The following is a 25,313-nucleotide window of genomic DNA, read 5'->3' as shown; positions in this document are numbered from 1 at the left end:
GCGCCAACGCTGCGCCTCATGACGGACATGCGCCCGGTTGGATATGTGATTGGCCTGTTGGTCGCCATTCTTGGGGCGACCATGATGCTGCCCATGCTTGCGGACCTCATTGAGGGACGGGGTGAGTGGCACGTATTTCTGGAAAGCGGCGTCATCACGATTCTGACCGGCGTCATCCTGGCGATGAGTTGTTCGAACGGGGTGGGCGAAGGTCTGACGATCCGTCAGACCTTTTTGCTGACCACCGGCGTTTGGGTCGCGCTGCCCTTTTTTGGTGCTATTCCGTTTCTGCTCGGTGAGACCGAGCTGCGATTTGTCGATGCTTACTTCGAGGCAATGTCCGGCCTGACGACAACCGGTTCGACCGTCATCTCGGGTCTCGACAACCTGCCGCGAGGTCTGTTGCTGTGGCGGGGTTTGCTGCAATGGCTGGGCGGTATCGGCATCATTGTCGTAGCGATGGTTTTCCTGCCCGAACTTCGGGTCGGTGGTATGCAGATCTTCCGATCGGAAGGATTTGAAACCATGGGGAAAATCCTGCCGCGCGCGCAGGAGATCGCGGGTCAGATTTCCCTGATCTACGTCTTTCTGACCGTCGTCTGTGCTTTGGTCTACGCCGGCTTGGGCATGGGTTTCTTTGATGCCGTGGTTCACTCACTAACGACAATCTCAACCGGAGGGTTCTCGAACTATGATGCGTCCTTTGGGACGTTTTCCGGCACTGCCGAATATGCGGCCTCGGTCTTCATGATCCTGGCGGCGCTGCCGTTCGTCCGGTATGTCCAGTTCGCAAATGGCAACACAAAATCGATTTTTCACGACAGCCAGATTCGAACTTTTCTGGCTACGATTTTGGTGTTGGTTGTCATCATGGCGGTCTTTCTGACGTCAGTGTTTCCCCATCATTGGGAACAGGCCGTTCGGGAGTCCCTGTTCAACATCACGTCGATCATTTCCGGTACTGGCTATGCCAGCGTCGACTACATGGGCTGGGGCAGCTTTCCGATCATGATGTTCTTTCTGATCGGTCTGATCGGCGGGTGCGCGGGGTCTACCGCCTGTTCGATCAAGATCTTTCGGTATCAGCTGCTGTTTGCCTCGATCAAAACCCAGATCCGGCGAATTCGTACACCACATGGTGTTTTTACACCCCAGTATGACGGCCGTACGATCGGCCCGGATGTTCTGACCTCAGTGATGAGCTTTTTCATGTTCTTCGTGGTTTCGCTGGGTGTGCTTGCCTGGGCGTTGGCACTGACAGGGCTGGATTTCATAACTTCGGTATCCGGGGCAGCCACAGCTTTGGCCAATGTCGGGCCGGGGCTGGGGGATAAAATCGGACCAGCCGGTAACTTCGCGGGACTCAGCGACACCGCCAAGTGGTTGTTATCGATTGGTATGTTGGTCGGGCGGCTTGAGCTGTTGGCCGTCTACGCACTGTTCACTGTCCAATTCTGGAGAAACTGATGAAAAGACCCCTTGGTGCGCAAATTTCGCATATGCTCAGGGATCGCGGCGTGGATGTCATCTTTGGCATTCCCGGCGTGCATAATCAGGAAATGTATCGCGGGATCGAGGAAGCCGGGATTACACATGTTCTGGCCCGACACGAACAAGGCGCCGGGTTCATGGCCGATGGCTATGCCCGAGCGACTGGCAAGCCGGGTGTCGCCTATGTGATCACAGGGCCGGGGTTGTGCAACATCATGACGCCGATGGGGCAGGCCTATACGGACTCGGTTCCAATGCTGGTAATGTCGTCCTGTCTGGACGAAGCGCAGGCTGTGCATGGCCAACTGCACCAGATGAAGGATCAGCGGGCTGCGGCTGAAACCGTCACCGACTGGTCGCGTCAGGCCAATTCGGCGCAGGCGGCTTATGGGTTGGTTGAACGCGCCTTCGAGGAATTCGAACTTAGCCGCCCACGTCCAAAGCACATTCAGGTGCCTATCGCGCAGCTCGAAGCAGACGCTGATCCTGCACCATTTCCCAACCAGCCCGCTTTGCGGACAAAGGTCCTGCCGCCGGACCTTGCGCCGGTGATGTCCATGCTGAACATTGCGCGGCGTCCGTTGTTTATTCTGGGCGGAGGCGCGCGGTCGAACCTGTGGCGGCAGATTCTGACCGAATTGGGTGCGGCATGTTTCACCACCTACGCCGGTCGCGGAATGGCTGGGCTGGATTATGCTCTGGATTTTGGGGCCATGCTTCCGCGACCAGGCAGCGCCGATGTCATCGCCTCAGCGGACCTTGTGGTCGTGGTTGGCGCGGAACTGGGCGAGGTTGACCTGTGGCGCGATGAACTGGGCAACTCTGCCAGTCTGGTGCGCGTCGATCTCGATCCGAAAGTTCTGTCTGACCGTCACCGGGCTGCGGTCAAGCTGCAGGCAGATGGCGAAAGCTTTGCGCGCGCGCTCTTGGAAGCCACTGATCATGTAAAACCTGCGACCGGCTGGTCACCGGCAGAGGTGGTCGAGGCGCGCAACCGCTGGCGGGCCGAGGTGGACGCGGAACGCCCCGGAATTGTGCCGGTCATGGACGCCCTGCGCGAAGCCATGCCCGGCGACACCATGATCTATTCCGACATGACACAGTTTGCCTATGTCGCCAAAGAGGTTTGGGACATGGCCTATCCCTACCATTGGCACCACCCGACGGGGTTCGGCACTTTGGGCTATGGACTACCGGCCGGAATTGGTGGGGCCGTAGCCCGCAGGGGCAAACCCACTGCGGTGATCGCAGGCGATTATGGTTTTCATTATACGATGCAAGAGCTTGGCGTCGCGGTTGAACTGGGTTTGTCTCTGCCGATCATCCTTTGGGACAACGGGAAACTCAAAGAGATCGAAGACAGTATGGTTCGAGGCCAGATCGCCCCGAATGCAGTCGTGGCGCGGAATCCGGATTTCTGTAAACTGGCCGAGGCATTCGGAGCCTTGTCGGCCGCGCCATCCAATCTGGACGAGATGCAGGTCGCAGTTCGTTCGGCATTCGACGCGCCGGTTCCGACCCTGATCCGCGTCACACCGGATATCCTTTAGCCTACAAAAAAGCGCCGCCCGAAAGAGCGGCGCTTGGATCTCATTCGGCGCGTATCAATCCCAGCAATGGACCAAAACGGTCATCCCGGTGGCGCGCCGGCTAAGCTCGTTGGGTGAAACTTGCGCTGCGGACTGGCCTGATTGGCCCGACACTCCGGCATTGGTCAATGCCTCATTCAGCCGGTTCGCCGTGGCGGCAAGGCTGACGGTTTCGGGCAGGGTGCGCCCCTCGGTCGGCGTCGGCAGCAGCATGCCAACAACCTGACCGTTGCCGTCAAACACCGGTCCGCCCGCGTCGCCCGGCTGAGCTGCCAGCGCCAGACGCTTTACTCCGTCTTCACCATTCAATCCGCGCAGGTCAGCGATTTGGCCGTAGGTGAGCGTCGGTGCACCCAATGCGCCTTGATAGGAAAATCCGGACACAGCGACCTCGGATTGGATGCGTGGAGCGTCTATGCTGAATTCTGCCACGTTGACCGGAACCAGATTGCGGCTGGGCCGCAGAACAGCGATTCCCAGATCCGCGTCCGACCAGGCGACCTGAAGCTCCTGATCGCCATCCAGCGTGATACGCGTGCAGTTATTGATCGCCTCGGACACGGTCAGGACAGTGCCATCTGCGTCGGTAAAAAAGCCCGAGCGGGACAGGCGAGGTTTGCGGATCTGCAGACCCGAGACCAGATCAATCCGTTGCTCAGCATCCGCTCCGGCCGATGCGTCCAGCACCGCGCCGGTTGGGGTGAAGCTGGCCTTGATTGCCGCAAGCACTCTGGCCCGTCGGGCATCGTCGTCCTCGGGCCAAACCAAGGTAAAGCCCTTGATCTGGCCATTATCCAGTCGTGCCTCGCTATAGGATACGATTCCGTTGCCGCGACCTTCAAGGGAGAAGCTGTCGCCACGCAACTGCCGAGGACCGTCGAGCGGAACGATTTCCAGCGACTGCATCACCTCATACAGGGCGCGCAACGTGGCTTTGTCGCCTTTCTGGCTGATCAGCAGAGCCTTTGCGCCCAGATCGGTTGAGTTGTTGAAGTGGACAAACGGTGCTTCGTACCGGTCAAACGTAATGACGCCCAGCGGCAGGTCTACATTGATACCGGCCTGAGCGTCCAAATGGCGATCCATCCCAACGCTCAGCAGGGGGGCGTTAAAGTCATCCATCAGCGCTTTACGCTGCGCGGTCGTCAAAACGCCGGTCGCCTCGTAGCCATTGAACCGCTGCCAATCGCCCATCGAACGCCGCGTACCTTGTCCAAACGCGCCGTCGATTGTCGAGTTATAGAAGCCAGCTGCCTGCAGTGCGGTCTGCAAGTCCTGACGTTCTTTCGCGGTCAGCAGGCGTTCGCTTTGCAAAGCTTGCGACCGCGTTTCATCAGATGCTTGCGGTGTCAGCCCGACCGCCGGCTGTTCCGGCTGGGGTTCAACAGGTGCCGTCACAACACCCCGGTCCAGGATATTCGCGCCGATCGGCCAGAATTGCTGACCCAGCGCGTTTGAGAACGCAATGTAGCTGTCTGCCGGTATCTGCCCCTCGGCCCGGTAGACACGCAAAACCTGCTCGGCGTCGTTGCGCAAATAAGGCCCAATAACAATAGCATACCAGCCAGAGTTCAGGCGAAAACCGTTTACGTCAGGGAGAAAGCTTGCATATGCCTGCGCCCGTTCCTGCGCTTCACGCAGCGACGGTTGCGCTTCGACCTGAACCCACACACCAGCATCCTGTTGTGCAAACACGGCCCGCGTGCCGAATAGAAAAAGAAACAATATAGCCGTAAGTATGCGTGTCATTGTCTGCCCATGTCCGCAGTGTTTTATCTTTGCCGGAGACTACGCGATTTGATGCGCGGAACGCCATGCCCGGAATACGGGGAATTTCCAGTGTGGCTGCGCAGTGACAGCATGGGCGCTGACGCCCGTTGACGCCCGTTGGCCCCTTGCATAGGAAGGACAAAACCGACCGGCAAAGGGCGCGGATGTGCCCAAAGGGAAATTCATGACCGAACCGTCCAGCGCTCCACGTTCTTTTCAGGAAATAATCCTGCGACTGCAGACCTATTGGGCCTCGAAAGGCTGCGCCATTCTGCAGCCCTACGACATGGAGGTTGGGGCAGGGACATTCCACCCGGCGACGACTTTGCGCGCGTTGGGGTCCAAGGCTTGGGCTGCCGCTTATGTGCAACCTTCGCGCCGTCCGACGGATGGTCGGTATGGTGAGAATCCGAACCGGTTGCAGCACTATTATCAGTATCAGGTACTGATCAAACCCAGCCCACCGGACCTGCAGGAGCTGTATCTGGGATCGCTCGAGGCCATCGGCATCGACATGAACCTGCACGACATCCGTTTTGTCGAGGATGACTGGGAAAGTCCGACTCTGGGTGCCTGGGGGTTAGGCTGGGAAGTTTGGTGCGACGGTATGGAAGTCAGCCAGTTCACCTATTTCCAGCAGGTCGGCGGCCATGACTGCGCGCCGGTTTCGGGGGAACTGACTTATGGTCTGGAACGCTTGGCCATGTATGTGCTGGGTATCGATCACGTGATGGACATGCCATTCAATGACCCTCAGTCGCCCAGCCCGCTGACATATGGCGACATCTTCAAGCAGACCGAAGAGGAATACGCCCGCTGGAACTTTGACGTGGCCAACACAGAGGTTCTGCTGCGCCACTTCGAAGAGGCCGAGGCAGAATGCGCTGCCATCCTGTCGCAAGAACACGACGACCCAAAGACCGGCAAACGCATCATCATGGCACACCCGGCCTATGATCAGTGTATCAAGGCCAGCCACGTGTTTAACCTGCTGGATGCGCGCGGCGTGATCTCGGTAACCGAACGCCAAGCCTATATCGGTCGCGTGCGGGCCTTGGCGAAACAATGCGCGGATGCGTTCTTGCTGACCGAGGCCGCCGGGTTCGAGGCCTGATGCGCCGCTCAGGCCAGTCCGGGCAGCAAGACCTTGAGGCCAGCCGCGATCATACCGATCGCGATGGCCGACAGGATCATGCCCATGAACCGGCTCATGATGACACGGGCGTTCTCGGACAGGCGTTTTGCAATGGCCGAAGCGTTCCAGAACGTCACAAACAACAGCAAGAGAACGATCAGAAAAACACCTGCGTAAACAGTGGCATCGATGGTGCTTTTGATATGGTGAGCATAAAGGATCAGCGTTGTAATCGTGCCTGGGCCCACGAGGATCGGGAAGGCCAGGGGGTAAAACGCGACGGTATCAGGTTCGGGATAGGACTGCCGTTCTCCCTCGGTCCCATGATGCGACGTACTGGGCTTTCCGTTCAGCATGTTCAGCCCGATCATCAGGACGACCAGACCGCCGGCGACGCGCAAATCATCCACGCTGATCCCAAACAGGCCGAGCGTCTGGTTGCCGATGGCCGCAAACGCACCGCCGAGGATCAGGCAGTAGATGGCCGTCTTAGTTGCAACCTTTCGTTGCTCGGCAGGGGGCAAGCCGTCTGTGACACTCAGGAAAACCGGCAGGTTCGTGATGGGATTCATGATCGCAAAAAGCGCTCCGAAAAATCCTACGGCAAGGGTGCTGTCCATTCCAAAAGTCTCTTTGCGGCCTGTAAACAATTGGAACCTGTCCTATTTTTACCGTGCGTGAAAGAGGCATCGTGAGCAGAAGGGAAAGACGATGACAGGAAAATTGCTTGCGATCATTCTACTGGTCTCGGCTGTCGTGGCCGGCGCCGGGATGTATTACCTGCAGATTTACGGTTTTTATTATGACGTTGAACCCAAGCCGGGGCAGGATGTCATGTTGATGACAGAGAGCAGCGAAGAGCCCGCGCCGATTTCCTACAGCGCTTTTCAGGCGATAGACGCAGACAGCTCTCCCATCCGCTACCGCGCCTGTTTTGAAACAGATCTGACGCCTGAGCAGATCGAGGAAACACATATCGCCGTCGAGGATGCAGAGCCGCTGACGGCACCGGGATGGTTCGATTGCTATGACGCCGTCGCGTTGGCGGATGCCCTGAAGTCTGGCGATGCCAAAGCGTTCATGGGGGCAAAGAACATCCATTTCGGCGTTGATCGTATTGTTGCGGTTACAAACGACGGTAAAGGATATGTTTGGCACGTCCTGAACAACTGCGGGGAAAAGGCCTATGACGGCACCGTGATTGGCGAGGAATGCCCGGCCCAACCGCAGAATTGAGGACGTAATGACCGCCGAATCCCTGCAGATACCCGACTTTCTAACAGCCACATTGGGTTTTGCGGTGTATCTGCTGGGGGCCGAGATCAACGCGCGCGTCGCCACACTACGTCAATTCAACATTCCCGAACCCGTTACGGGCGGATTGCTGGCCTCTCTGGTCGTGCTGCTGCTGTATGTGGTCTTCGATCTCGAGCTGTCCTTTGATCTTGCGACACGGGATTTCTTGTTGGTGGTGTTCTTTGCGGGTATCGGGTTGAATGCGCGAATTTCCGATTTGATTTCGGGTGGCAAGCCTCTGTTTTTGTTGTTGATCCTGACGTTGATCACGATCATTGCGCAAAATGGGATCGGCGCGCTGGGGGCGTCAATGTTCGGCTACCCAGCACAGGCTGGTGTTCTATTCGGCTCGGCTGCGCTGATCGGTGGGCACGGCACCGCGATTGCATGGGCACCCGAAGTGGCCGAGGCCACCGGATTGGACGGGGCGACCGAGTTGGGGGTGGCGGTGGCAACGCTCGGGCTAGTTCTGGCCGCTCTGGTCGGAGGTCCAATTGCAAGGCTTTTGGTCGAAGGGCGCAACCTCTACCCCGCACGCCCGGACGAAGAGCATACCGTGGGTCTGCCCTCTGACGGAAATGATGTGTCCAACCAAATCGACCACCTGTCGATCATGCGGGTGCTGCTGTTCCTCAACCTGGCGATCATTGCAGGGTATTCTCTGGGCGAGGCGATCAGCGCTGCCGGTCTGAAGCTGCCTCTGTTCGTGCCCTGCCTGATCATGGGCATCGTAATCGCCAACCTGCGCGCCTGGCTTGCGCCCAACCGGCCACCGGTCGAACGTACGCCTTCGTTGGCGCTGATCTCTGAATTCTCGCTGGGTGCCTTTCTGGCAATGTCACTGATGAGCCTGCAGCTCTGGACCATCGCGGAACTCGGTCTTGCCATTGTGGTTATCATGTCCGCCCAAACGCTGTTCACGGTGGCCTTCGTGATCTGGGTTCTGTTTCCCGTCATGGGCAGCAACTACCGTGCCGCCGTGCTGGCCGCGGGCTTCGGCGGCTTTGCCCTGGGCGCGACCCCGACCGCTATTGCAAATATGACCGCAGTCACCAAGCGATATGGCCCATCGCCTATTGCCTTTATCGTGCTGCCCCTTGTATCCGCATTCTTTGTGGATATCGCTAATGCCATCGTCATTCAGACGATCGTCAATTTCTAAGGACCGAATATGCCCGACCTGCTGATCGAATTGTTTTCCGAGGAAATCCCCGCGCGCATGCAGACCCGCGCTGGCGAAGACCTGAAAAAGCGGATCACCGATGGTTTGGTCGAGGCCGGTTTGACCTATGCCTCTGCCGCTGCCCTGACAACGCCCCGGCGTTTGACACTAGCGGTCGAAGGGCTGCTGGCTGAAAGCCCCACAACCCGCGAAGAACGCAAAGGTCCCAAAGTCGGCGCGCCGGACAAGGCGATCGAGGGCTTCCTGCGCGGCGCAGGTCTGACCCGCGACCAGCTGGAAGAACGCGAAACACCCAAAGGCGCGGTCTATTTCGCGACCATCGAAAAACCCGGCCGTCCGGCGGCCGCGATCATTGCCGAGGTGCTTGAGGCGACGATCCGCAACTTCCCATGGCCCAAATCCATGCGCTGGGGCAGTGGCGGTCTGCGCTGGGTGCGCCCGCTGCATTCGATCCTGTGCATTCTGACCGATGAGACCGGCGCGCAGGTCGTGCCGATGGAAATCGAGGGCATCAAGACCGGCGACACCACCGAAGGTCATCGTTTTATGGCGCCGGGCCGCTTTTCTGTTTCGTCCTTCGAGGATTACGCCGCCAAGCTGAAACGCGCCTTTGTGGTTCTGTCGCCTGAGGAACGCGCCGAGCATATTTGGAACGACGCCCAGAACCTTGCCTTTGCCGCCGGTCTGGAAGTGGTCGACGATAAGGGCCTGCTGGCCGAGGTCGCCGGGCTGGTCGAATGGCCAGTGGTCCTGATGGGGCAGATCGACGTCGAGTTTCTGGAACTGCCGCCCGAGGTTCTGCAAACCTCGATGAAAGAGCATCAGAAGTTCTTCTCGGTCCGTAATCCCAAAACTGGTCGGATTGAACGGTTCATCACTGTTGCGAACCGCGAAACCACTGACAATGGCGCGACCATTCTGGCGGGGAACCAAAAGGTGCTGTCGGCCCGTTTGGCCGATGCCAAGTTCTTCTGGGAGAACGACCTGCGTATCGCCAAGTCGGACATCGCCCAATGGACCCGCGCGCTGGAGAATGTGACCTTCCACAACAAGCTGGGCACGCAGGCGGAGCGGATCGGCCGCATTGCCGCGCTGGCCCGTGAGTTGGCGTCGGTAACGGGCGCAGATGCAGATCAGGCTGAGAAAGCCGCGCGTCTGGCCAAGGCCGATCTGAGTTCCGAGATGGTCTATGAATTCCCCGAACTACAGGGGCTTATGGGGCGGTATTACGTCGAAGCCGCAGGCGAAGACGCCGCCGTGGCCGCCGTGGCGCAAGAGCATTACTCGCCGCTTGGCCCGTCGGATGACGTGCCCACCGCACCGTTGTCGGTGACGGTGGCGCTGGCCGACAAGCTGGATACGTTGACAGCGTTCTGGGCGATTGATGAGAAGCCGACGGGGTCGAAGGATCCGTTTGCCCTGCGTCGTGCAGCGTTGGGGGTTATTCGGTTGGTGTTGGAGAATGAACTCCATTTGAAGCTTGGCGAGACTGTGTTCTGGCGCCTTGCGCGTACTTTAGTTGAACGCGAAAACGCCGAAAAGAAACAGGAATCCGAGGACCTTGCAGCTAGGATTGCAGCACGGGACCCCGAGCTGGCTCGCGGTTTCCTAAACAGAGAGTTTGAAAAACGTAGCGCGGAGTATCGGAGCGGAGACAGCATTGCTGCCAGCGGTCAAGCCGCCAATGATCTGTTTTCCTTCTTCCACGACCGCCTCAAAGTATTCCTCCGGGACGAAGGCATCCGCCACGACATCATCGACGCCTGTATCGCGATGGACGGCAACGACGACCTCAACCTGCTGGTCAAACGTGCCCGCGCTCTGAACGCTGTGATCGCGACCGAGGATGGTGAGAACCTCGTGCAGGGCTTCAAGCGCGCCAACAACATCCTCACCCAAGCCGAGGAAAAGGACGGGGTCGAGTACTCCTATGGTGCGGATATCAAATTTGCAGAGACCGACAGCGAAAAGGCTCTGTTCGGAGCGCTGGAAGCCGCGCAGGCCAAGATCGACCCGGCGCTGAAGGCCGAGGATTTCCCCACCGCCATGTCGGCAATGGCCGATCTGCGCGGCCCGGTGGATGCGTTCTTTGAGGATGTTCAGGTCAACACCGACAATGACATCCTGCGTCGTAACCGGTTGAACCTGCTGAGCCAGATCCGTCAGGTCTGCTCCAGTGTTGCCGATCTGAGCCGCATCGACGGATGATCCAGAACGCCCTTGCGCCATTGGTGCAGGGGCTTATGCTGCGTGCAAACCAAAAGGTGCCGCAGTGCAGAATAATCCGAATACCACGCTGATCACATCCGAAGCCCCCGTTGCTGCCAATACCCATGGCGGCCGGGCGAAATGCTTGCAACGTCTGGTTCGGCTGGACTTGCCAGTACCGCGAACGGTTGCCTTGTCGTTTGACGCCGTTCATCAAATCTCGGACGGGCAGGTCCCGGACATCAGCGCAATTCTCGACCAGTTCGACCAGACCGCTCTGGTGTGTGTCAGACCCAGTTCCGAAGACCCGGACTGGGGCGGGCCGGGGGCCATTCTGAACATCGGAATGAATGACGCGCGCTATGTCGACCTGTCGGATTCAATGGGAGTTGAGGCCGCCGCCGCGCTGTATCTGCGCTTTGTGCAAAGCTTCGCCGTTCATGTGGCCCGCCTTGACCCGGATGTGTTTGACGAGATCGAAGCGGACGGGCGCGAGGGTCTGCAGGAATCTCTGCGCGCCTATGAGGACGAAACTGACGAAGCCTTTCCGCAGGATCGGGGCGAGCAACTGATCGCCGTTCTGCGATCGATGGCGCGGGCGTGGGATGGCACCTCGGCCCGGTTGTTGCGGCAGGCCAAGGGTGCGCCGGCGGATGCCGGGCTGGGGCTTGTTATCCAAGAGATGATCCCAGGCGTCGGGCAGGGTGAGTGCGGGTCGGGCGTTCTGCAACTGATCGATCCGACGACCGGATTGCCTCAGATAACCGGTCGGTATCTGAGCCAGAGCCAGGGCCGGGACGCGCTGGGTGAAGGCGTTGCGGCGCTGTACCTTGAAAAGGACCCGCGCGGAGCGTCCTTGGAAGATGTCGCACCCGAGGCGTTTGCAGAGCTAAAAGCGCACGCAGCGCTGATGCGGATCAAGTTGCGCGAGGAAATGCAGGTCGAATTCGTGATCGAAAACGGCCATGTTCATATTCTGGACGGTGTGCGTGTTCAACGTAGTGCTAGGGCTGCGATGCGTATCGCCGTGCGGTTGGCCGAGGACGGCATCATCCCGCCGCAAGAGGCGGTGATGCGGGTCGATCCGCACTCGCTGAACGAGTTGCTACACCGGCAGGTTCATCCGGATGCGCGCCGGGACACGCTGACCACCGGTATCGCCGCCAGTCCTGGCGCTGCGACAGGTAAAATCGTGTTTACATCGGCTGAGGCTCAGGCCAGCGCCGCACGTGGAGAACCCTGTATTCTGGTGCGCCGTGAGACGTCTCCGGAGGATGTGCGCGGGATGCACGCAGCCGTGGCCGTGCTGACCGAAAAGGGCGGCATGACCAGCCACGCCGCCGTGATTGGTCGCGGTTTGGGGCTGCCCTGCATCGTCGGCGCGTCAGAGATGCGTTTCCAGACCAAGAAAAGGCAGCTGACCGCACCGGACGGGCGTGTATTCAAGACGGGTGACACACTGACAATCGACGGCAGTTCGGGACAGGTACTGGCAGGGAAGCCGACCATGCTGGAAGCCGCATTGGATGATTGTTTCCAGACCCTGATGGGCTGGGCCGACGAAGAGCGCGACATCGCAATTCGCGCCAACGCCGACACGCCGGCCGACGCGCAGACGGCTCGGAACTTCATGGCGCAGGGGATCGGTTTGTGCCGGACCGAGCACATGTTCTTTGACCCCGGCCGACTGATCGTGATGCGCGAGATGATTTTTGCGCAAACCTCGTCCGGTCGCGCAGCGGTGCTGGAACGCTTGCTGCCGATGCAGCGAGACGATTTCGTGCAGCTTTTCCGGATCATGGAAGGGCAGCCCGTCTGCATCCGCCTGTTCGATCCACCGTTACACGAATTCCTGCCAACTACGCGCGGGGGGCAGCGTGAACTGGCCGAGGCTTTGGATTTGCCGGTTTCGGATGTTGAGCGTCGCGTCGCGGCAATGACCGAATACAACCCGATGCTGGGCCTGCGCGGTGTTCGTCTGGGTGTCACGGTGCCGGAAATCTATGACATGCAGGCGCGCGCGATTTTCGAAGCGACGCTAGAGGCAAGCAAAGACGGGGCACCGGTCGTGCCCGAGGTGATGATTCCGCTGGTGTCAGCAAAGCGTGAGGTCGAGCTGGTCAAGGCGCGCATCGATTCCGTGGCAGCATCCGTCGCCGCCGAACGCGGGCAGGAGTTCGAATACCGGCTGGGCGTGATGGTCGAAACTCCGCGGGCTTGCCTGCGGGCCGATGAAATCGCGCCACAGACCGCGTTTCTGAGTTTCGGCACCAACGACCTGACGCAGATGACCTACGGTCTGTCTCGGGATGATGCGGGCCGGTTCATGTCGGCCTATGTCCGGCAGGGTGTCTTTGTAGAAGATCCGTTTCATGTGCTGGATCCGGATGGGGTAGGTGAGCTACTTAAACTTGGGGCTGAACGTGGCCGGCAAGCTCAACCAGACGTTACACTTTCTGTCTGTGGAGAACATGGCGGTAACCCCGAATCAATCGCCATTTGCCGTGATTTGGGGTTCGACTACGTGTCCTGTTCCCCCTTCCGAGTCCCCGTCGCTCGGCTGGCTGCCGCTCAACTGGCGATTTCGTCCAGACTTGGGGGTTGACAGCCAAACTCGAAACTAGAATTAGTAGGAGACAGAGAGCGCCGTCGTCAAATATTGTTGACGAAACGGCGATTTTCCACTTGCTTTTTCGTCAGAACTGGACGTGGCCGATTGAATTCGGTAAGAGCCTCGTCGCGCCCGCCGGGGGAGGGTATGGCGCAGAATGTGCCTGTGCGAGGTTATCTGATGCTACGATACATAATGGCTGTTGCCACGATGGCGGCAACCGTGCTGCCGAATGTTTCTTTCGCTGAGAGAGAAGCCACCGAATCTGCCAAACGTGAGCTTGTGAACCGGAGCGAATTGCCGGGGCAAAACTTTCGCGACTATCTGAATCTGTTCAAGCCTCGAAAGGCGCCTGTACTGCAAAAAGTTTCGTACTCGAAGGCTTGGCTGGATCAACTGCCGAAGGCCACCGGGGATGAGCACTTTAAATGCCTGGCCGAAGCGCTGTACTTTGAAGCGCGCGGCGAAAGCGTCCGCGGTCAGTTTGCCGTGGCCGAGGTGATCCTGAACCGGGTCGAAAGCGGCCGCTTTCCGAACTCACTGTGCGGGGTGATCAAGCAGGGGACGGGCAAGAAATACCAATGCCAGTTCACCTACACCTGCGACGGGCAAAAGGAAGTGATCCGCGAGAAAAAGGCCTATGAGCGAGTGTCCAAGGTTGCGCGGGCCGCAATCGACGGCGTTGGCGTTGGGCTGACCGAAGGAGCGACCCACTACCACACCAAAGCGGTGCGCCCGTCCTGGTCGCGCGTCTACAAAGAAACTGCGCGGATTGGCGTGCACATTTTTTATCGCCACAACTACCGCACCGCGAGCAACTGATTGACGCACCCGCGCTGGAACCTTGATGGCGCGGGTCGTTTTATGACCTAAGTAGCGGGCCAGGAGGTCCGCCATGATGTTATCCCGCAGACGATTTCTGCAAACTTCGACCGCATTGCTGTTGCTGCCTAAGGCAGCTCAGGCGGTCGGAACTGATCTGGTCGCGCAAGAAGCTATGCAGCAGATCGCACCGGATGGTTATCCAGCTACGCACGTTTGGACCTATGGCGGCGGCGTTCCCGGTGTGGAAATCCGATTGCCTCAGGGGAAGCGGGTCAACCGCACGCTCGTCAACAATCTTCCCCAGCCAACTGCCGTGCACTGGCATGGCATTCGGATCGACAATGTCATGGACGGCGTGCCGGGGTTGACGCAGGACGCCGTCGGGCCCGGACAAAGCTTCGAATACGACTTCGCGGTGCCGGATGCTGGAACGTATTGGTATCACTCACATAATCGATCTGTTGAGCAAGTGGCACGCGGCCTTTATGGCCCTCTGATCGTAGAAGAAGCCAGCCCGCCGGATGTTGGTCAGGATCTGACGCTGATGCTGGACGACTGGCGGCTGGATCCGGAAACCGCCCATATTGTTGATGACTTCGACAATGGGCATGACCTCAGCCATGCGGGGCGGTTAGGCAACCTTGTGTCCGTCAACGGTCGGTTTGATCCCGCACATCCGGTCAGATCTGGTGAGCGGTTGCGGCTGCGCCTGATCAACGCTTCGAATGCTCGGGTTTTTGATGTGGCCTTGGACGGACTGACCGGCTGGATTGTGGCCTTGGATGGGATGCCGCTGGCTGAGCCATTAATCGTCTCGGACAGCTTTCCTCTTGCTCCGGCGCAGCGGGCCGACCTTTTCGTGGACGTAACTTCAGCTTCTGGGGAGGTTGCCAGTCTCGTGAGCGTTGAAAGGGATGGTGGATTTGGGCTGGTGCGTTTCCCGATTTCCGCCGGGTCCGCGACAATGGGAAAACAGGGTATTGAGCCTTTGCCCGCAAATAGCATGCCGGACGTCCAGATTGATGCCGCACCCTTGCACCGCATGGTAATGCTGGGCGGCGCGATGAGGTGGCTGGAGAACGCAAGGCTAGGGGATACCGAACTAACCGGCCGAGAGTTGGCGCAGTTGGGTCGCTTCTGGGCGTTGAACGGGTATGCGGAACGTCCCGAAGATCCGTTTCTCGACGCCCGTTTGGGCCAGACCCATCGGATCGAGTTCGTGAACGAAACGGCCTTTCCCCATGCGATGCACTTGCATGGCCATCATTTCCGACTTGTCTTGCCGGACGGCAGTCTGGGGCCTTGGCGTGACACGGTGCTGGTCGAGCGGGGGCAGGCTCGGCAGATCGTGCTAGTTGCCGATAATCCGGGCGATTGGTTGCTGCATTGCCATATGCTGGGGCATGCCGCTTCGGGTATGATGAGCTGGTTCCGGGTCACCTGACGCCGCATTCGGTGGCTGGAAAGACGCATGTTGCGGTGTTATACGCGCGCGCATCGTTTAATTTGGGCAAACACGTCCACGAAGCCCGAAAAGGTTTGTCGCATGAGTTCTGAAATCCGTCTTGCCTTTGCGCACCCGTCCGAGCGGTCCGAAGCGACCGCCACCCGGGGGCCGCTGGATCGTATTTCGCTGCGCGACCATATTGTCGAGGTTGAGATAGGCGCTTTTCAGGCCGAGCGCGGTACGACGCAGCGCATTTGCTTTAATATCGTGGTCGAAGTGCGCCCGCTGACCGACCCGATCGACGACGACGTGGATCGCATTCTGTCTTATGACCGTGTGACCGAGGCAATCGCATATGAGCTCGCGGCTGAGCGTCTTAATCTGCTCGAAACTCTTGCGGACCGTGTAGCTGAGAGAATTCTACTTGAACCTCAGGCTGTAAGAGCCTTTGTCAGAATAGAAAAACTGGATCGCGGACCCGGTGCTTTGGGTGTCGAGATTGTGCGCGGCAAGGATACCCTCCACCACGATATGGTCGAGGAAGAACGGCCGCATCCGCGTTTGGTTTTCCTGTCGAACGAAGCGATTGCTTCACCTAACCTGACCGGTTGGATTGATCAGCTTGAAAACCGCCAGCGCCCGCTGATCCTTTGTGTCGGCGCGGCTGAAATTCCCGTCGCTCAGACGGGTCACGCGATGACCCAGCGCCGGATTGACCTGCTGGCGATCGAACAGAACGCTTGGGTTTTGGCGGCGCGCGATCATCGTTGCGTTGTGGTCTCCACGCGGACCGAGCTGGATTGGGCCATGAAAAACGGCCAGATCTGCGTCTGGGCACCGTCGAAAATCGTGTTGGACGCCGTTGATGGCCCGTCTGCCGCACCATCAGATGCCGTCGCGCTGGCCGCGTGGTTCGCAGCCACCTTTGAGGCAAGCGAGATGTTGGTGATCGGTGGCGCACTGCCTGATGCGCCGAAAACGCCCTTGCGTGCAGTGCCCGTGGATCAGGCGCAACTGTGACCGACTACTTCCGGCCACTGGTTCAGCATGGAGTTAACCGTCCTGCGGGTGCGGTGCCTTTGGCTGGGCAATCGCTGTGGTTCACTCATGTTGAACGGCTGAGCCGATTGGACAGGCCGCAGATCATCGCGGCTAGGGATGTCCCACAAGACGCTCTGAATCGCCTGACACGTCCGCGCGCGGACATCGCTGGCCTATCCATGGTTCGCCCGCACATCATGGGCATTCTGAACGCAACGCCAGATAGCTTTTCGGATGGAGGAGTGCACAACTCGGTCCAGACCGCGCAATCTGCGGCGGAGCATATGGTGTCTCAGGATGCCACTATTCTGGATATCGGTGGCGAATCGACACGACCTGGCGCGACTTTCGTGCATGAAGATGAAGAGATCGCCCGGACGCGTCCGCTGATCGAAGCCATCAAAACCCGCACTGACGCGTTGGTGTCCATTGATACGCGTAAATCCGCCGTTGCCAAAGCTGCGTGGGAGGCCGGAGCAGGGCTGATCAACGACGTGTCCGGCTTTACGTTCGACCCGGAATTGGCCCCGTATTGTGCCGAAGTCGGCGCCCCGGTTTGCGTGATGCATATGCAGGGCGATCCCGCCACAATGCAGGACGATCCGACCTATGAAGACGTGCTGTTGGACGTATTCGATTTTCTTGAAGGGCAAGTGGCCTATCTCGAAAAGCTCGGGTTGAACCGGGATCAGATCGTAGTTGATCCGGGCATAGGCTTTGGCAAAACCGAGGCGCACAACCTCGCCTTGCTGCAAGGTATCAGCTTGTTCCACGGGTTGGGCTGTCCGATTCTGTTGGGCGTGTCCCGAAAAGGAATTATCGGCCAGATTGGCAAAGAGCCGCGCAAGGATGCCCGGGCACCGGGATCAATCGCTGTAGGTTTGGCCGGATTGTCTCAAGGCGTGCAGATTCTACGCGTACATGACGTGGCCGAAACAGCTCAGGCCTTGCGCCTGTGGGCTGCCGTCCGGTAATCCGGACGCAGGCAAGAAATAACGGAGTAACATTATGCGCAAGCTGTTCGGAACCGATGGTGTGCGAGGCACCGCCAATACGCATCCGATCACGGCCGAGATGGCATTGCGCATCGGGGCAGCCGTGGGGCGGTATTTCCGCCGCGACCAGTCCGGCGCACACCGCGTCGTAATCGGGAAGGATACGCGCCTGTCCGGCTATATGCTTGAAAATGCTTTGACCGCCGGATTGACCTCGACCGGTATGAACGTGTTGCTGCTTGGGCCGGTGCCGACTCCAGCCGTTGGTCTGATGACGCGATCCATGCGTGCGGATCTGGGGGTTATGATATCGGCCAGTCACAACCCAGCCGAAGACAATGGCATCAAGTTCTTTGGACCGGACGGGTACAAATTGTCGGACCAGGCCGAGGTCGAGATCGAAAAACTGATCGAAGAGGGCGTACGGCCCGCGCAGGCACAGAATATCGGCCGTGCCCGCCGAGTTGACGACGCCCGGTTTCGTTATGGTGAGCGCGTAAAGTCCTCGCTGTCTCGCGACCTGCGACTGGACGGGCTTAAGGTTGTGGTCGATTGCGCCAATGGCGCGGCACACCGAACAGCGCCCGAAGTTCTTTGGGAGTTGGGTGCGGACGTGATCCCCGTGGGCACCGCGCCAAATGGTAAGAACATCAACCTGAATTGCGGATCAACCAAACCGCAATTGGCTGCAGAAACGGTTGTGGCCCATGGTGCGGACGTTGGAATTTGCCTGGATGGTGATGCTGATCGCGTTGTCATGGTCGACGAGCATGGACAGGTGGCGGACGGCGATCAACTGATGGCGCTTTTGGCGACAAGCTGGGCCGCAGCGGATCGCCTCAAGGGCGGCGCGCTGGTTGCAACCGTGATGTCGAACCTGGGGCTGGAGAGGCACTTGACCGAACATGGACTGCGTTTGGAGCGCACGGGCGTCGGGGACCGGTACGTTGTCGAACGGATGCGCGAAGGCGGGTTCAACCTGGGCGGCGAGCAATCGGGCCACATCGTCATGAGCGATTTCGCCACAACCGGTGATGGTCTGATGGCCGGGCTCCATTTCCTGGCCGAAATGGTTAGTACGGGTCGTAAGGCATCAGAGTTGTCGATCCAGTTCGAAACCGTGCCGCAAATGCTGAAAAACGTGCGCTACAGTGAAGGGCAGGCTCCGCTCGAAGCGGCCAGCGTTCAGGCGGCGATTGCCGATGCTGAATCGCGACTGAACGGGCAAGGGCGTCTTCTGATCCGCAAATCCGGAACTGAACCGCTGATCCGCGTTATGGCTGAGTGCGAGGATGACGCCCTGTTGACACAGGTTGTCGACGGGATCGTCGCCGAGGTCGAAGCGGTCGCGGGTTAACGCCCGATCAACATTTTGCGCAGACTGAACCACTGGCTTATTGCCAATCCGGTCAGGATCATCGCAAGCGCCACGTAAAAACGCAGCGGCAGCGCTTCGGACAGCACCCATGCGCCGAGCACCATCGACCAGATCGGCACCTGGTAGTTGACCAGTGTCATAAAAACCGATCCTGCACTGCGAATGACGGAGACGCGCAGCAGTGTTGCGAATGCTGTTGGCACAAGTCCAAGCACGATGATGGCAACGCTCGGCCGGGTTCCCTCCCAGGTTGGCACGCCTTCGGTCACGAACATGATTGGCAACAGGATTACCGCTCCGACCAGCAAGGTCAGGGCGGCCAGTACCACCGGATCGATCGGCGGGCATTGCCGCGTCAGGATCGACGCGCAGGAATAGCACAGCGCGGCGCCAATGCAGGCCAATTGGGCAAGTGGCTCCGACCCTTGGCCAAGTTGTGTCAAACCGGGGCCGATCAAGACCAAAGCGCCGCAGAATCCGAGAGTGACGCCCACGAACCGACGTAGGTTCAAAGGCTCATCTGAAAAGAAATGCGCAAGTGGCAGCACCATCAGCGGAATCGCAGCCATGGAAAGCCCCGCAAAGGCCGATGGCACGTATTGCTGCCCCCAACTCAGCAGTACGAAGGGCAGGGCCGTCGACAGAATTCCAATCACAATGACCGAGGTCCAAAGTGCTGAAGATCCAACGGGTAACCTGCGTTTTGTGACCGCCATCAGGCCCAACAACATCACCGCACCCAGGGTCGTGCGCGCGGTGGCGACCGTTATCGGCCCATAACCTTCCAGCGCCATGGCAACGACCATAAAGGTGCCGCCCCAGATCAGGCCCAGAGTAATAACGCCGCTCCAGTCGCGGGATGTGGGCTGCTGGACCATCTTCGCCTCAGTTCAGGGATCGGTTGTGACAAAAAAGGGCGGCCAACTGGGCCGCCCTTTCGAAAATGCCTGATGGGATCAGTTCTTTTCCTGATCAACCAGCTTGCCGGCCGAGATCCACGGCATCATGTCGCGCAGTTTCTTACCGACTTGTTCGATCTGATGCTCATCGTTGTGGCGGCGGGCCGCTTTGATGGTCGGCTGACCAACAGCGTTTTCCAGCATGAAGTCACGGACGAACTTGCCGGTTTGGATGTCCGACAGCGTCTCTTTCATCGCCTTCTTGGTCTGCTCATAAGGCAGGATCCGCGGGCCGGTGACGTACTGGCCGTATTCGGCAGTGTTCGAGATCGAGTAATCCATGTTCGCGATGCCGCCTTCATAGATCAGGTCAACGATCAGTTTGGTTTCGTGCAGACACTCGAAATAGGCCATTTCGGGCGCGTAACCTGCCTCAACCAGCGTTTCGAAACCGCAACGGATCAATTCGACGATGCCGCCGCACAGAACGGCCTGCTCGCCGAACAGGTCGGTTTCGCATTCTTCGCGGAAGTTGGTTTCGATGATGCCCGAGCGGCCGCCACCGATGGCCGAGCAGTAGGATAGGCCGATTTCCAGCGCTTTGCCGGTTGCGTCGCTGTCGACCGCGACCAGGCACGGTACGCCGCCACCTTTGACGTATTCGCCGCGCACGGTGTGGCCGGGGCCTTTGGGGGCCATCATGATGACGTCGACGCCTTCTTTCGGCTCGATCAGGCCAAAGTGGACGTTCAGGCCGTGGGCAAACGCGATCGCGGAACCCGGCTTGATGTTGTCATGCACGTACTTCTTGTAGGTTTCAGCCTGCAGTTCGTCGGGCATGGTGAACATGATGACGTCGCACCAGGCCGCCGCTTCGGCGATGCCCATGACCTGCAGACCTTCGGCTTCGGCTTTCTTGGCCGATGCGGACCCTTCGCGCAGAGCGACGACAAGGTTCTTGGCACCCGAATCGCGCAGGTTCAGTGCGTGGGCGTGGCCTTGGCTGCCGTAGCCCAGGATCGCCACTTTCTTGTCTTTGATCAGGTTGATGTCGCAATCGCGATCGTAATAAACGCGCATGTCGCCGGTCCTTTCCGTTTCGATTGCCGAGGTTCTATCCGCCCAGCGTGGTATTGGCGATAGGGTTGCGCTTGAGTATTTGTCAAAAAGATGAAGAATAATTCGTTAAATGATCTAAGTGCGAGAAAATCATGCTTGATGACATTGACCGGCGAATCCTGCGCCATTTTCAGGCCGACCCCAGCCTGTCAGCGGCGGAATTGGCCGAGCGTTGCCGGATCAGCCAAGGCGTTTGTTGGCGTCGGCTTGAAAAGATGCAGGCCGCCGGCATCATCCAAGGACAAGAGGCGGTGATTGACTGGGCTGTGCTTGGCTACGCGGTCGAAGTCTCGCTGCGCGTCACGCTCGACAAAACGCAGCCACGCGCCTTCGATGAGTTCACGGCTGCGGCCAGGAAAGTCCCCGAGGTTATCGAATTGCAGACGTTTCTGGGACGCGTGGATGTTCGCCTTTCCGTACTCGCCAAGAATATGTCTCACTATCAACAGCTGTACCGGGACCGCATTCTGACCCTGCCGCATATCGCGGATATCGAGGCACTGATGCACATCGCCAGGGTCAAAAGCGAAGAGGTTCTACCGCTGTGACGGACTTGGATGAACTGGACCGGAAGATTCTACTCGCCCTTGCGCAGGACGCTTCGCAAAGTGCCGGGGCGTTGGGGCGCAAGCTGGGCTTGTCGCAACCAGCGACCTGGCGGCGAATTCGGCGGTTGGAGACCGCAGGCGTCATCAAAGGGCGTAGGTTGCGGTTGAATGCAGAAGCGCTTGGGTTTGGCGTCACGGTATTCCTCGGCGTGAAACTGGCGCGCAAGGGGCAGATCAGCCTGGAAGATTTTGAGCGTGCAGTAAGCGCTATTCCAGAAGTGCAAACGGTCGAGCACGTATTGGGGCTGTACGATTACCGCCTGCGTGTGGTTGCGCGTGATCTCTCAGATTTTGAACGGGTGCTGCGCCGACGGATCATGACATTGCCCGGTGCAGGGGACGTAGAAGCGAATGTTTTGTTGAGTGAGGAGCGATTGCCCGGCCCGATTGGGTAAGCGGCGTTAGTACCGGGTGCGGATGCAATATCCGGGATGGTGAGTCATCCGCGCAAACGTCATTGGCTGACCATTTTTCCAAGTGGTGCGTTCCAACTGGATCATTGAAGTGCCTGCGGTTGTACCCATGAATTCAGCCAACCGGCCGTCGGCGGAAATCGCGCAAAAGGCAACTTCGGCCTCGGTAAAGGGGGCTACGTTCAGCAGCCACTCATGCGGGCCGTGCGTGTTCAGATCGGCATGTTCCACCTCTGGCACCGCATCGATGTTGATCCAGCGTTCCTCCAGCTGAAACGGGCGATTGTCGGCGTAGTGCATACAGATGACGTGCAGGACGCGCGCGTCAGATGTAACCCCTATCTGCGAGGCCAGCCAGCCGGGGATGTCCACGACGTTACGCTCGACCAGCGAATAGCGATAAGTTGCATTTTGGCCTTCAACCGTTTGACGTGCCAGGGAAAATTCAAGCTTCGCATGCTTGCTGGGCTCTTTTTTGACCCGTGTTCCGCTTTTGCGCTTTCTTTCTACAAATCCCTGTTCGGCAAGCTCACGCAGGGCACGGTTCACTGTGGCGCGTGCGCAATTGAATTCTTCGGCAAGTTGCGTTTCCGTCGGCAGCAATGATCCTTGAGGCCAAATGCGGCTTTCGATCCTTCGTTTAACTTCGTCCCGAACAACTTGAAAACTGATCCGCTTATGCGCATTCACGTGTCGAAATACCTTTCTTCCACAAAGTGAACGTATCTGGTCAGAAACACGTCAAAGTGTAAAGGGTTGCTGACACTAATTGGCGTCATTTGTTGTTTCATTTGACGCAATATTAGTAAATTAATCGTTAATTTTTTGGGTTCCCTTGGGTCAAGAATTGGGTTTGAGTGCTGGCCGATACATACGTGCTGGGGGCGTGAGCCAGCAGTCGACAAATCGAAAGGACAAATCATGCCAGCGCTATTGGATACCGTTGATCCCAATGGGCTCGAAGAATTCTCGGTCGTGTTCACGGACCGGTCGCTGAACCACATGTCGGTTCAGTTTCAGCAGGTGATGCGTGACATCTCGGGCCTTTTGAAAGAGGTGTATAACGCGGACGGCGTTGCGGTCATTCCCGGTGGTGGCACCTATGGAATGGAGGCCGTTGCCCGGCAATTCGCGCGCAACGCCAACGTTCTGGTCGTGCGGAACGGGTGGTTTTCCTACCGTTGGAGCCAGATCATCGAAACCGGCGGGCTGACCGCGTCTGCCACTGTGCTCAAGGCACGCGAGACCGGCAATTCCAGCCCGTCCCCATTTGCGCCCGCGCCGATCGAAGAAGTCGTCGCCACCATTCGTGAGCAGCGCCCGGACATCGTGTTTGCTCCGCATGTGGAAACTGCGGCCGGTGTCATTCTTCCGGATGACTACGTAACCGCAATGGCCACTGCGGCACATGAAGTCGGTGCGCTGATGGTTTTGGACTGCATCGCATCCGGTTGCGCGTGGGTCGATATGAAGGCTACCGGAGTGGACGTTCTGATCTCGGCCCCGCAGAAGGGGTGGAGCGCGTCCCCCTGCGCAGGGCTGGTCATGTTGTCCGAACGTGCCGAGGCACGGTTGGAAGAGACAACGTCGGACAGCTTTGCGGTCGATCTGAAAAAATGGCGTCAGATCATGCAAGCGTACGAAAACGGTGGTCACGCCTATCATGCCACCATGCCGACAGATGCATTGAAAGCCTTCCGAGACACCATGATTGAGACCCGCGACTATGGGTTCGAAAAACTGCGCGATGCGCAATGGGAGCTAGGCGACGGTGTCCGGGCAATGCTGCGGGACAAAGGGATTGTTTCGGTGGCTGCGGACGGGTTCGGTGCACCCGGCGTTGTTGTCAGCTACACGTCCGATCCCGAGATACAGAATGGCAAGAAATTTGCCGCTCTGGGCATGCAGATCGCGGCTGGCGTTCCCCTGCAATGTGATGAGCCGGAAGGGTTCAGCACCTTCCGTCTGGGCCTGTTTGGTCTGGACAAGCTCTATGACGTTGACGGCACAATCGCGCGTCTGAAGCGCGTGTTGGATCAGGTGCTTTGATGGCAAGGCCTCAGCGTACGCCGAGGCCCATCTGCATCAGCGTCTTGCGAACAGGCGGCAGGGAATAGAGCGCGTTCAGCCCCATCGCCCGAACGTCCCGCAATGGCCGCGCTTCGATCATCGAGGCGCGGTTCAGAAGGTCGATACCTTTGACGCGCATCTCAATCTCGGTGTGGCGGGCCTTGTGATAGGCGTCCAGCATTTGCGCGTCACCCAGACCTTCGGGTCGAGCCTGCGCAAGATCCAGAAGGCTGCGCAGATCACCAAGTGACATGTTCAGACCCTGTGCGCCGATAGGGGGCACCACATGGGCTGCTTCAGCCATCAGAGCGATGCGCTCACCCGACAGGCGTTCCGCAGATTGGCTGATGATCGGCCAGATGGTCCGGCGCGAGGCCAGGTTCAATGGTCCGAACAAGCCGCAGGAGCGCTCGGTCATCAGAGCCTCGAACGCCTCGGGCTCGGTATTCAGCAGCTCAACCGCGCGGGGACCGCGCTCCATCCACACAATCGCGGACGACGGCTGACCTTGCCAGTCAGGGAGGGGAACCAAGGTGAATGGCCCGCCAGAGCGGTGGATTTCCGTCGAGACATTGTCGTGCGGAATTGGGTGTGTGACCGCAAAGGCCAGCGCCTTTTGGCCATAGCGTGTGGTATGGACGTTAATTCCGGCCGCCTCTCGCATGGGCGAATTGCGCCCGTCAGCAGCCACCACCAACTTACCTCGGATGCGGCTTCCGTCACTCAGACCAATGCGCGCTTCGGCAGTGCGGGTAAACAGACTGACAGTTCCGGTCCCCGGGCGGAAATCGACATTGGGCATCTCGGCCAGACGTGCCACCATCTCGCGCCGCAACAACCAGTTGGGAAGGTTCCAGCCAAAGGGCCGATCCGAGATATCGGCGGCGTTGAAATCACGCACCACGCGAGGTTCGGGAACGTCTCCGCCGGCGTCTACAATACGCATGATCTGCAGGGGGGCCGCGTGTGCGTCCAACCGTTGCCACAACCCACATTGTTCCAACAGCCCATGAGCCGGTTGCAGAAAAGCCGTGGTCCGCAAGTCGGAGCCGTCTACGTCGCGTTCGGTAATGGGCGGAGTAGGGTCGACGCAGATCACGTCGAACCCAGCAGTTCCAAAGGCCGCCGCAGCAGTCAGTCCGGCGATTCCGCCGCCGGAAATCAGGATGTCACAGCTGTCTTTCATGGCCTTGGCCTCCAAGTCTTGCGCAGAACCTAGTGCGGTTCCGCAGCTG

21 protein-coding genes are annotated in these 25,313 nt (G+C 58.9%); 15 read left to right on the top strand and 6 right to left on the bottom strand.

The window, feature by feature from the left end; all coding sequences use genetic code 11:
• Positions 1 to 18 precede the first annotated feature (18 nt).
• Together MHN28_RS08420 and MHN28_RS08415 are read left to right on the top strand one after the other, a co-directional pair.
• A complete protein-coding gene (locus MHN28_RS08420; protein ID WP_239337936.1) occupies positions 19 to 1,467 on the top strand; it encodes a TrkH family potassium uptake protein in 1,449 nt (482 codons plus the stop codon).
• Complete coding sequence (locus MHN28_RS08415) at positions 1,467 to 3,041, top strand: thiamine pyrophosphate-binding protein (RefSeq protein ID WP_239337934.1); 1,575 nt, start codon at positions 1,467 to 1,469, stop codon at positions 3,039 to 3,041. The genes MHN28_RS08420 and MHN28_RS08415 overlap by 1 nt, the downstream gene beginning before the upstream one ends.
• A gap of 54 nt (positions 3,042 to 3,095) precedes the next feature.
• Here the strand turns inward: MHN28_RS08415 and MHN28_RS08410 are convergent, their stop codons facing one another.
• A complete protein-coding gene (locus tag MHN28_RS08410) occupies positions 3,096 to 4,829 on the bottom strand; it encodes a serine protease (protein ID WP_239337932.1) in 1,734 nt (577 codons plus the stop codon).
• Between the two features lie 205 nt (positions 4,830 to 5,034).
• Here MHN28_RS08410 and MHN28_RS08405 point away from each other — a divergent pair, with 205 nt between their 5' ends.
• The gene (locus MHN28_RS08405; protein WP_239337930.1) at positions 5,035 to 5,964 is read left to right on the top strand and encodes a glycine--tRNA ligase subunit alpha; all 930 of its coding nucleotides are present in this window, start codon (positions 5,035 to 5,037) and stop codon (positions 5,962 to 5,964) included.
• Positions 5,965 to 5,972: 8 nt separating this feature from the next.
• Here MHN28_RS08405 and MHN28_RS08400 read toward each other — a convergent pair whose 3' ends face one another.
• Entirely contained in the window at positions 5,973 to 6,605 is a 633-nt protein-coding gene (locus MHN28_RS08400; protein WP_239337928.1) for a MarC family protein, read from the bottom strand.
• A 91-nt stretch (positions 6,606 to 6,696) separates the two neighbouring features.
• Between MHN28_RS08400 and MHN28_RS08395 the strand changes: the two genes are divergently transcribed.
• The 9 genes from MHN28_RS08395 to glmM all read left to right on the top strand — a co-directional run bounded on the left by MHN28_RS08395 (position 6,697) and on the right by glmM (position 18,948).
• Positions 6,697 to 7,221, top strand: coding sequence for a DUF6446 family protein (locus MHN28_RS08395; RefSeq protein ID WP_239337925.1), 525 nt, complete (start codon positions 6,697 to 6,699; stop codon positions 7,219 to 7,221).
• A 7-nt stretch (positions 7,222 to 7,228) separates the two neighbouring features.
• Positions 7,229 to 8,443, top strand: a complete 1,215-nt coding sequence (gene gltS, locus MHN28_RS08390) for a sodium/glutamate symporter (protein WP_239337922.1) — start codon at positions 7,229 to 7,231, stop codon at positions 8,441 to 8,443.
• Positions 8,444 to 8,452: 9 nt separating this feature from the next.
• On the top strand, positions 8,453 to 10,672 hold the full coding sequence (gene glyS, locus MHN28_RS08385; RefSeq protein ID WP_239337920.1) for a glycine--tRNA ligase subunit beta: 2,220 nt from the start codon (positions 8,453 to 8,455) through the stop codon (positions 10,670 to 10,672).
• A 64-nt stretch (positions 10,673 to 10,736) separates the two neighbouring features.
• Positions 10,737 to 13,277, top strand: coding sequence for a putative PEP-binding protein (locus MHN28_RS08380; RefSeq protein ID WP_239337918.1), 2,541 nt, complete (start codon positions 10,737 to 10,739; stop codon positions 13,275 to 13,277).
• 186 nt (positions 13,278 to 13,463) lie between these two features.
• A complete protein-coding gene (locus MHN28_RS08375; RefSeq protein ID WP_239337917.1) occupies positions 13,464 to 14,105 on the top strand; it encodes a cell wall hydrolase in 642 nt (213 codons plus the stop codon).
• Between the two features lie 73 nt (positions 14,106 to 14,178).
• The gene (locus MHN28_RS08370) at positions 14,179 to 15,552 is read left to right on the top strand and encodes a multicopper oxidase family protein (protein ID WP_239337916.1); all 1,374 of its coding nucleotides are present in this window, start codon (positions 14,179 to 14,181) and stop codon (positions 15,550 to 15,552) included.
• 102 nt (positions 15,553 to 15,654) lie between these two features.
• Entirely contained in the window at positions 15,655 to 16,575 is a 921-nt protein-coding gene (locus tag MHN28_RS08365; protein ID WP_239337915.1) for a dihydroneopterin aldolase, read from the top strand.
• A complete protein-coding gene (folP, locus tag MHN28_RS08360) occupies positions 16,572 to 17,570 on the top strand; it encodes a dihydropteroate synthase (RefSeq protein WP_239337914.1) in 999 nt (332 codons plus the stop codon). Before MHN28_RS08365 ends, folP begins: the two co-directional genes overlap by 4 nt.
• 34 nt (positions 17,571 to 17,604) lie before the next feature.
• A complete protein-coding gene (gene glmM, locus MHN28_RS08355) occupies positions 17,605 to 18,948 on the top strand; it encodes a phosphoglucosamine mutase (protein WP_239337913.1) in 1,344 nt (447 codons plus the stop codon).
• On the opposite strand, the gene MHN28_RS08350 is transcribed toward glmM, so the two are convergent.
• Both MHN28_RS08350 and ilvC read right to left on the bottom strand, forming a co-directional pair.
• Positions 18,945 to 19,847, bottom strand: coding sequence for a DMT family transporter (locus MHN28_RS08350; protein WP_239337911.1), 903 nt, complete (start codon positions 19,845 to 19,847; stop codon positions 18,945 to 18,947). The two genes, glmM and MHN28_RS08350, sit on opposite strands and share 4 nt — an antisense overlap.
• Before the next feature lie 78 nt (positions 19,848 to 19,925).
• Complete coding sequence (gene ilvC / locus MHN28_RS08345) at positions 19,926 to 20,948, bottom strand: ketol-acid reductoisomerase (RefSeq protein ID WP_170441820.1); 1,023 nt, start codon at positions 20,946 to 20,948, stop codon at positions 19,926 to 19,928.
• A 131-nt stretch (positions 20,949 to 21,079) separates the two neighbouring features.
• On the opposite strand from ilvC, the gene MHN28_RS08340 reads away from it, so the two are divergent.
• Together MHN28_RS08340 and MHN28_RS08335 are read left to right on the top strand one after the other, a co-directional pair.
• Complete coding sequence (locus MHN28_RS08340) at positions 21,080 to 21,535, top strand: Lrp/AsnC family transcriptional regulator (RefSeq protein ID WP_239337909.1); 456 nt, start codon at positions 21,080 to 21,082, stop codon at positions 21,533 to 21,535.
• Positions 21,532 to 21,990 (top strand): Lrp/AsnC family transcriptional regulator, encoded by a 459-nt coding sequence (locus MHN28_RS08335; protein WP_239337907.1) that lies wholly within the window; start codon positions 21,532 to 21,534, stop codon positions 21,988 to 21,990. The genes MHN28_RS08340 and MHN28_RS08335 overlap by 4 nt, the downstream gene beginning before the upstream one ends.
• 6 nt (positions 21,991 to 21,996) lie before the next feature.
• On the opposite strand, the gene MHN28_RS08330 is transcribed toward MHN28_RS08335, so the two are convergent.
• On the bottom strand, positions 21,997 to 22,698 hold the full coding sequence (locus MHN28_RS08330; RefSeq protein ID WP_239337904.1) for a GntR family transcriptional regulator: 702 nt from the start codon (positions 22,696 to 22,698) through the stop codon (positions 21,997 to 21,999).
• A 231-nt stretch (positions 22,699 to 22,929) separates the two neighbouring features.
• Between MHN28_RS08330 and MHN28_RS08325 the strand changes: the two genes are divergently transcribed.
• A complete protein-coding gene (locus MHN28_RS08325; protein WP_239337901.1) occupies positions 22,930 to 24,057 on the top strand; it encodes an aminotransferase class V-fold PLP-dependent enzyme in 1,128 nt (375 codons plus the stop codon).
• 10 nt (positions 24,058 to 24,067) lie between these two features.
• On the opposite strand, the gene MHN28_RS08320 is transcribed toward MHN28_RS08325, so the two are convergent.
• On the bottom strand, positions 24,068 to 25,264 hold the full coding sequence (locus MHN28_RS08320; RefSeq protein WP_239337900.1) for a UbiH/UbiF family hydroxylase: 1,197 nt from the start codon (positions 25,262 to 25,264) through the stop codon (positions 24,068 to 24,070).
• Between the last annotated feature and the right edge of the window lie 49 nt (positions 25,265 to 25,313).

It is taken from the genome of Ruegeria sp. Ofav3-42, from assembly GCF_022347725.1.
Lineage (GTDB): Bacteria > Pseudomonadota > Alphaproteobacteria > Rhodobacterales > Rhodobacteraceae > Ruegeria.
The sequence above is the reverse complement of the archived record's forward strand: the minus strand, read 5'-3'. Positions and strand labels throughout refer to the sequence as shown.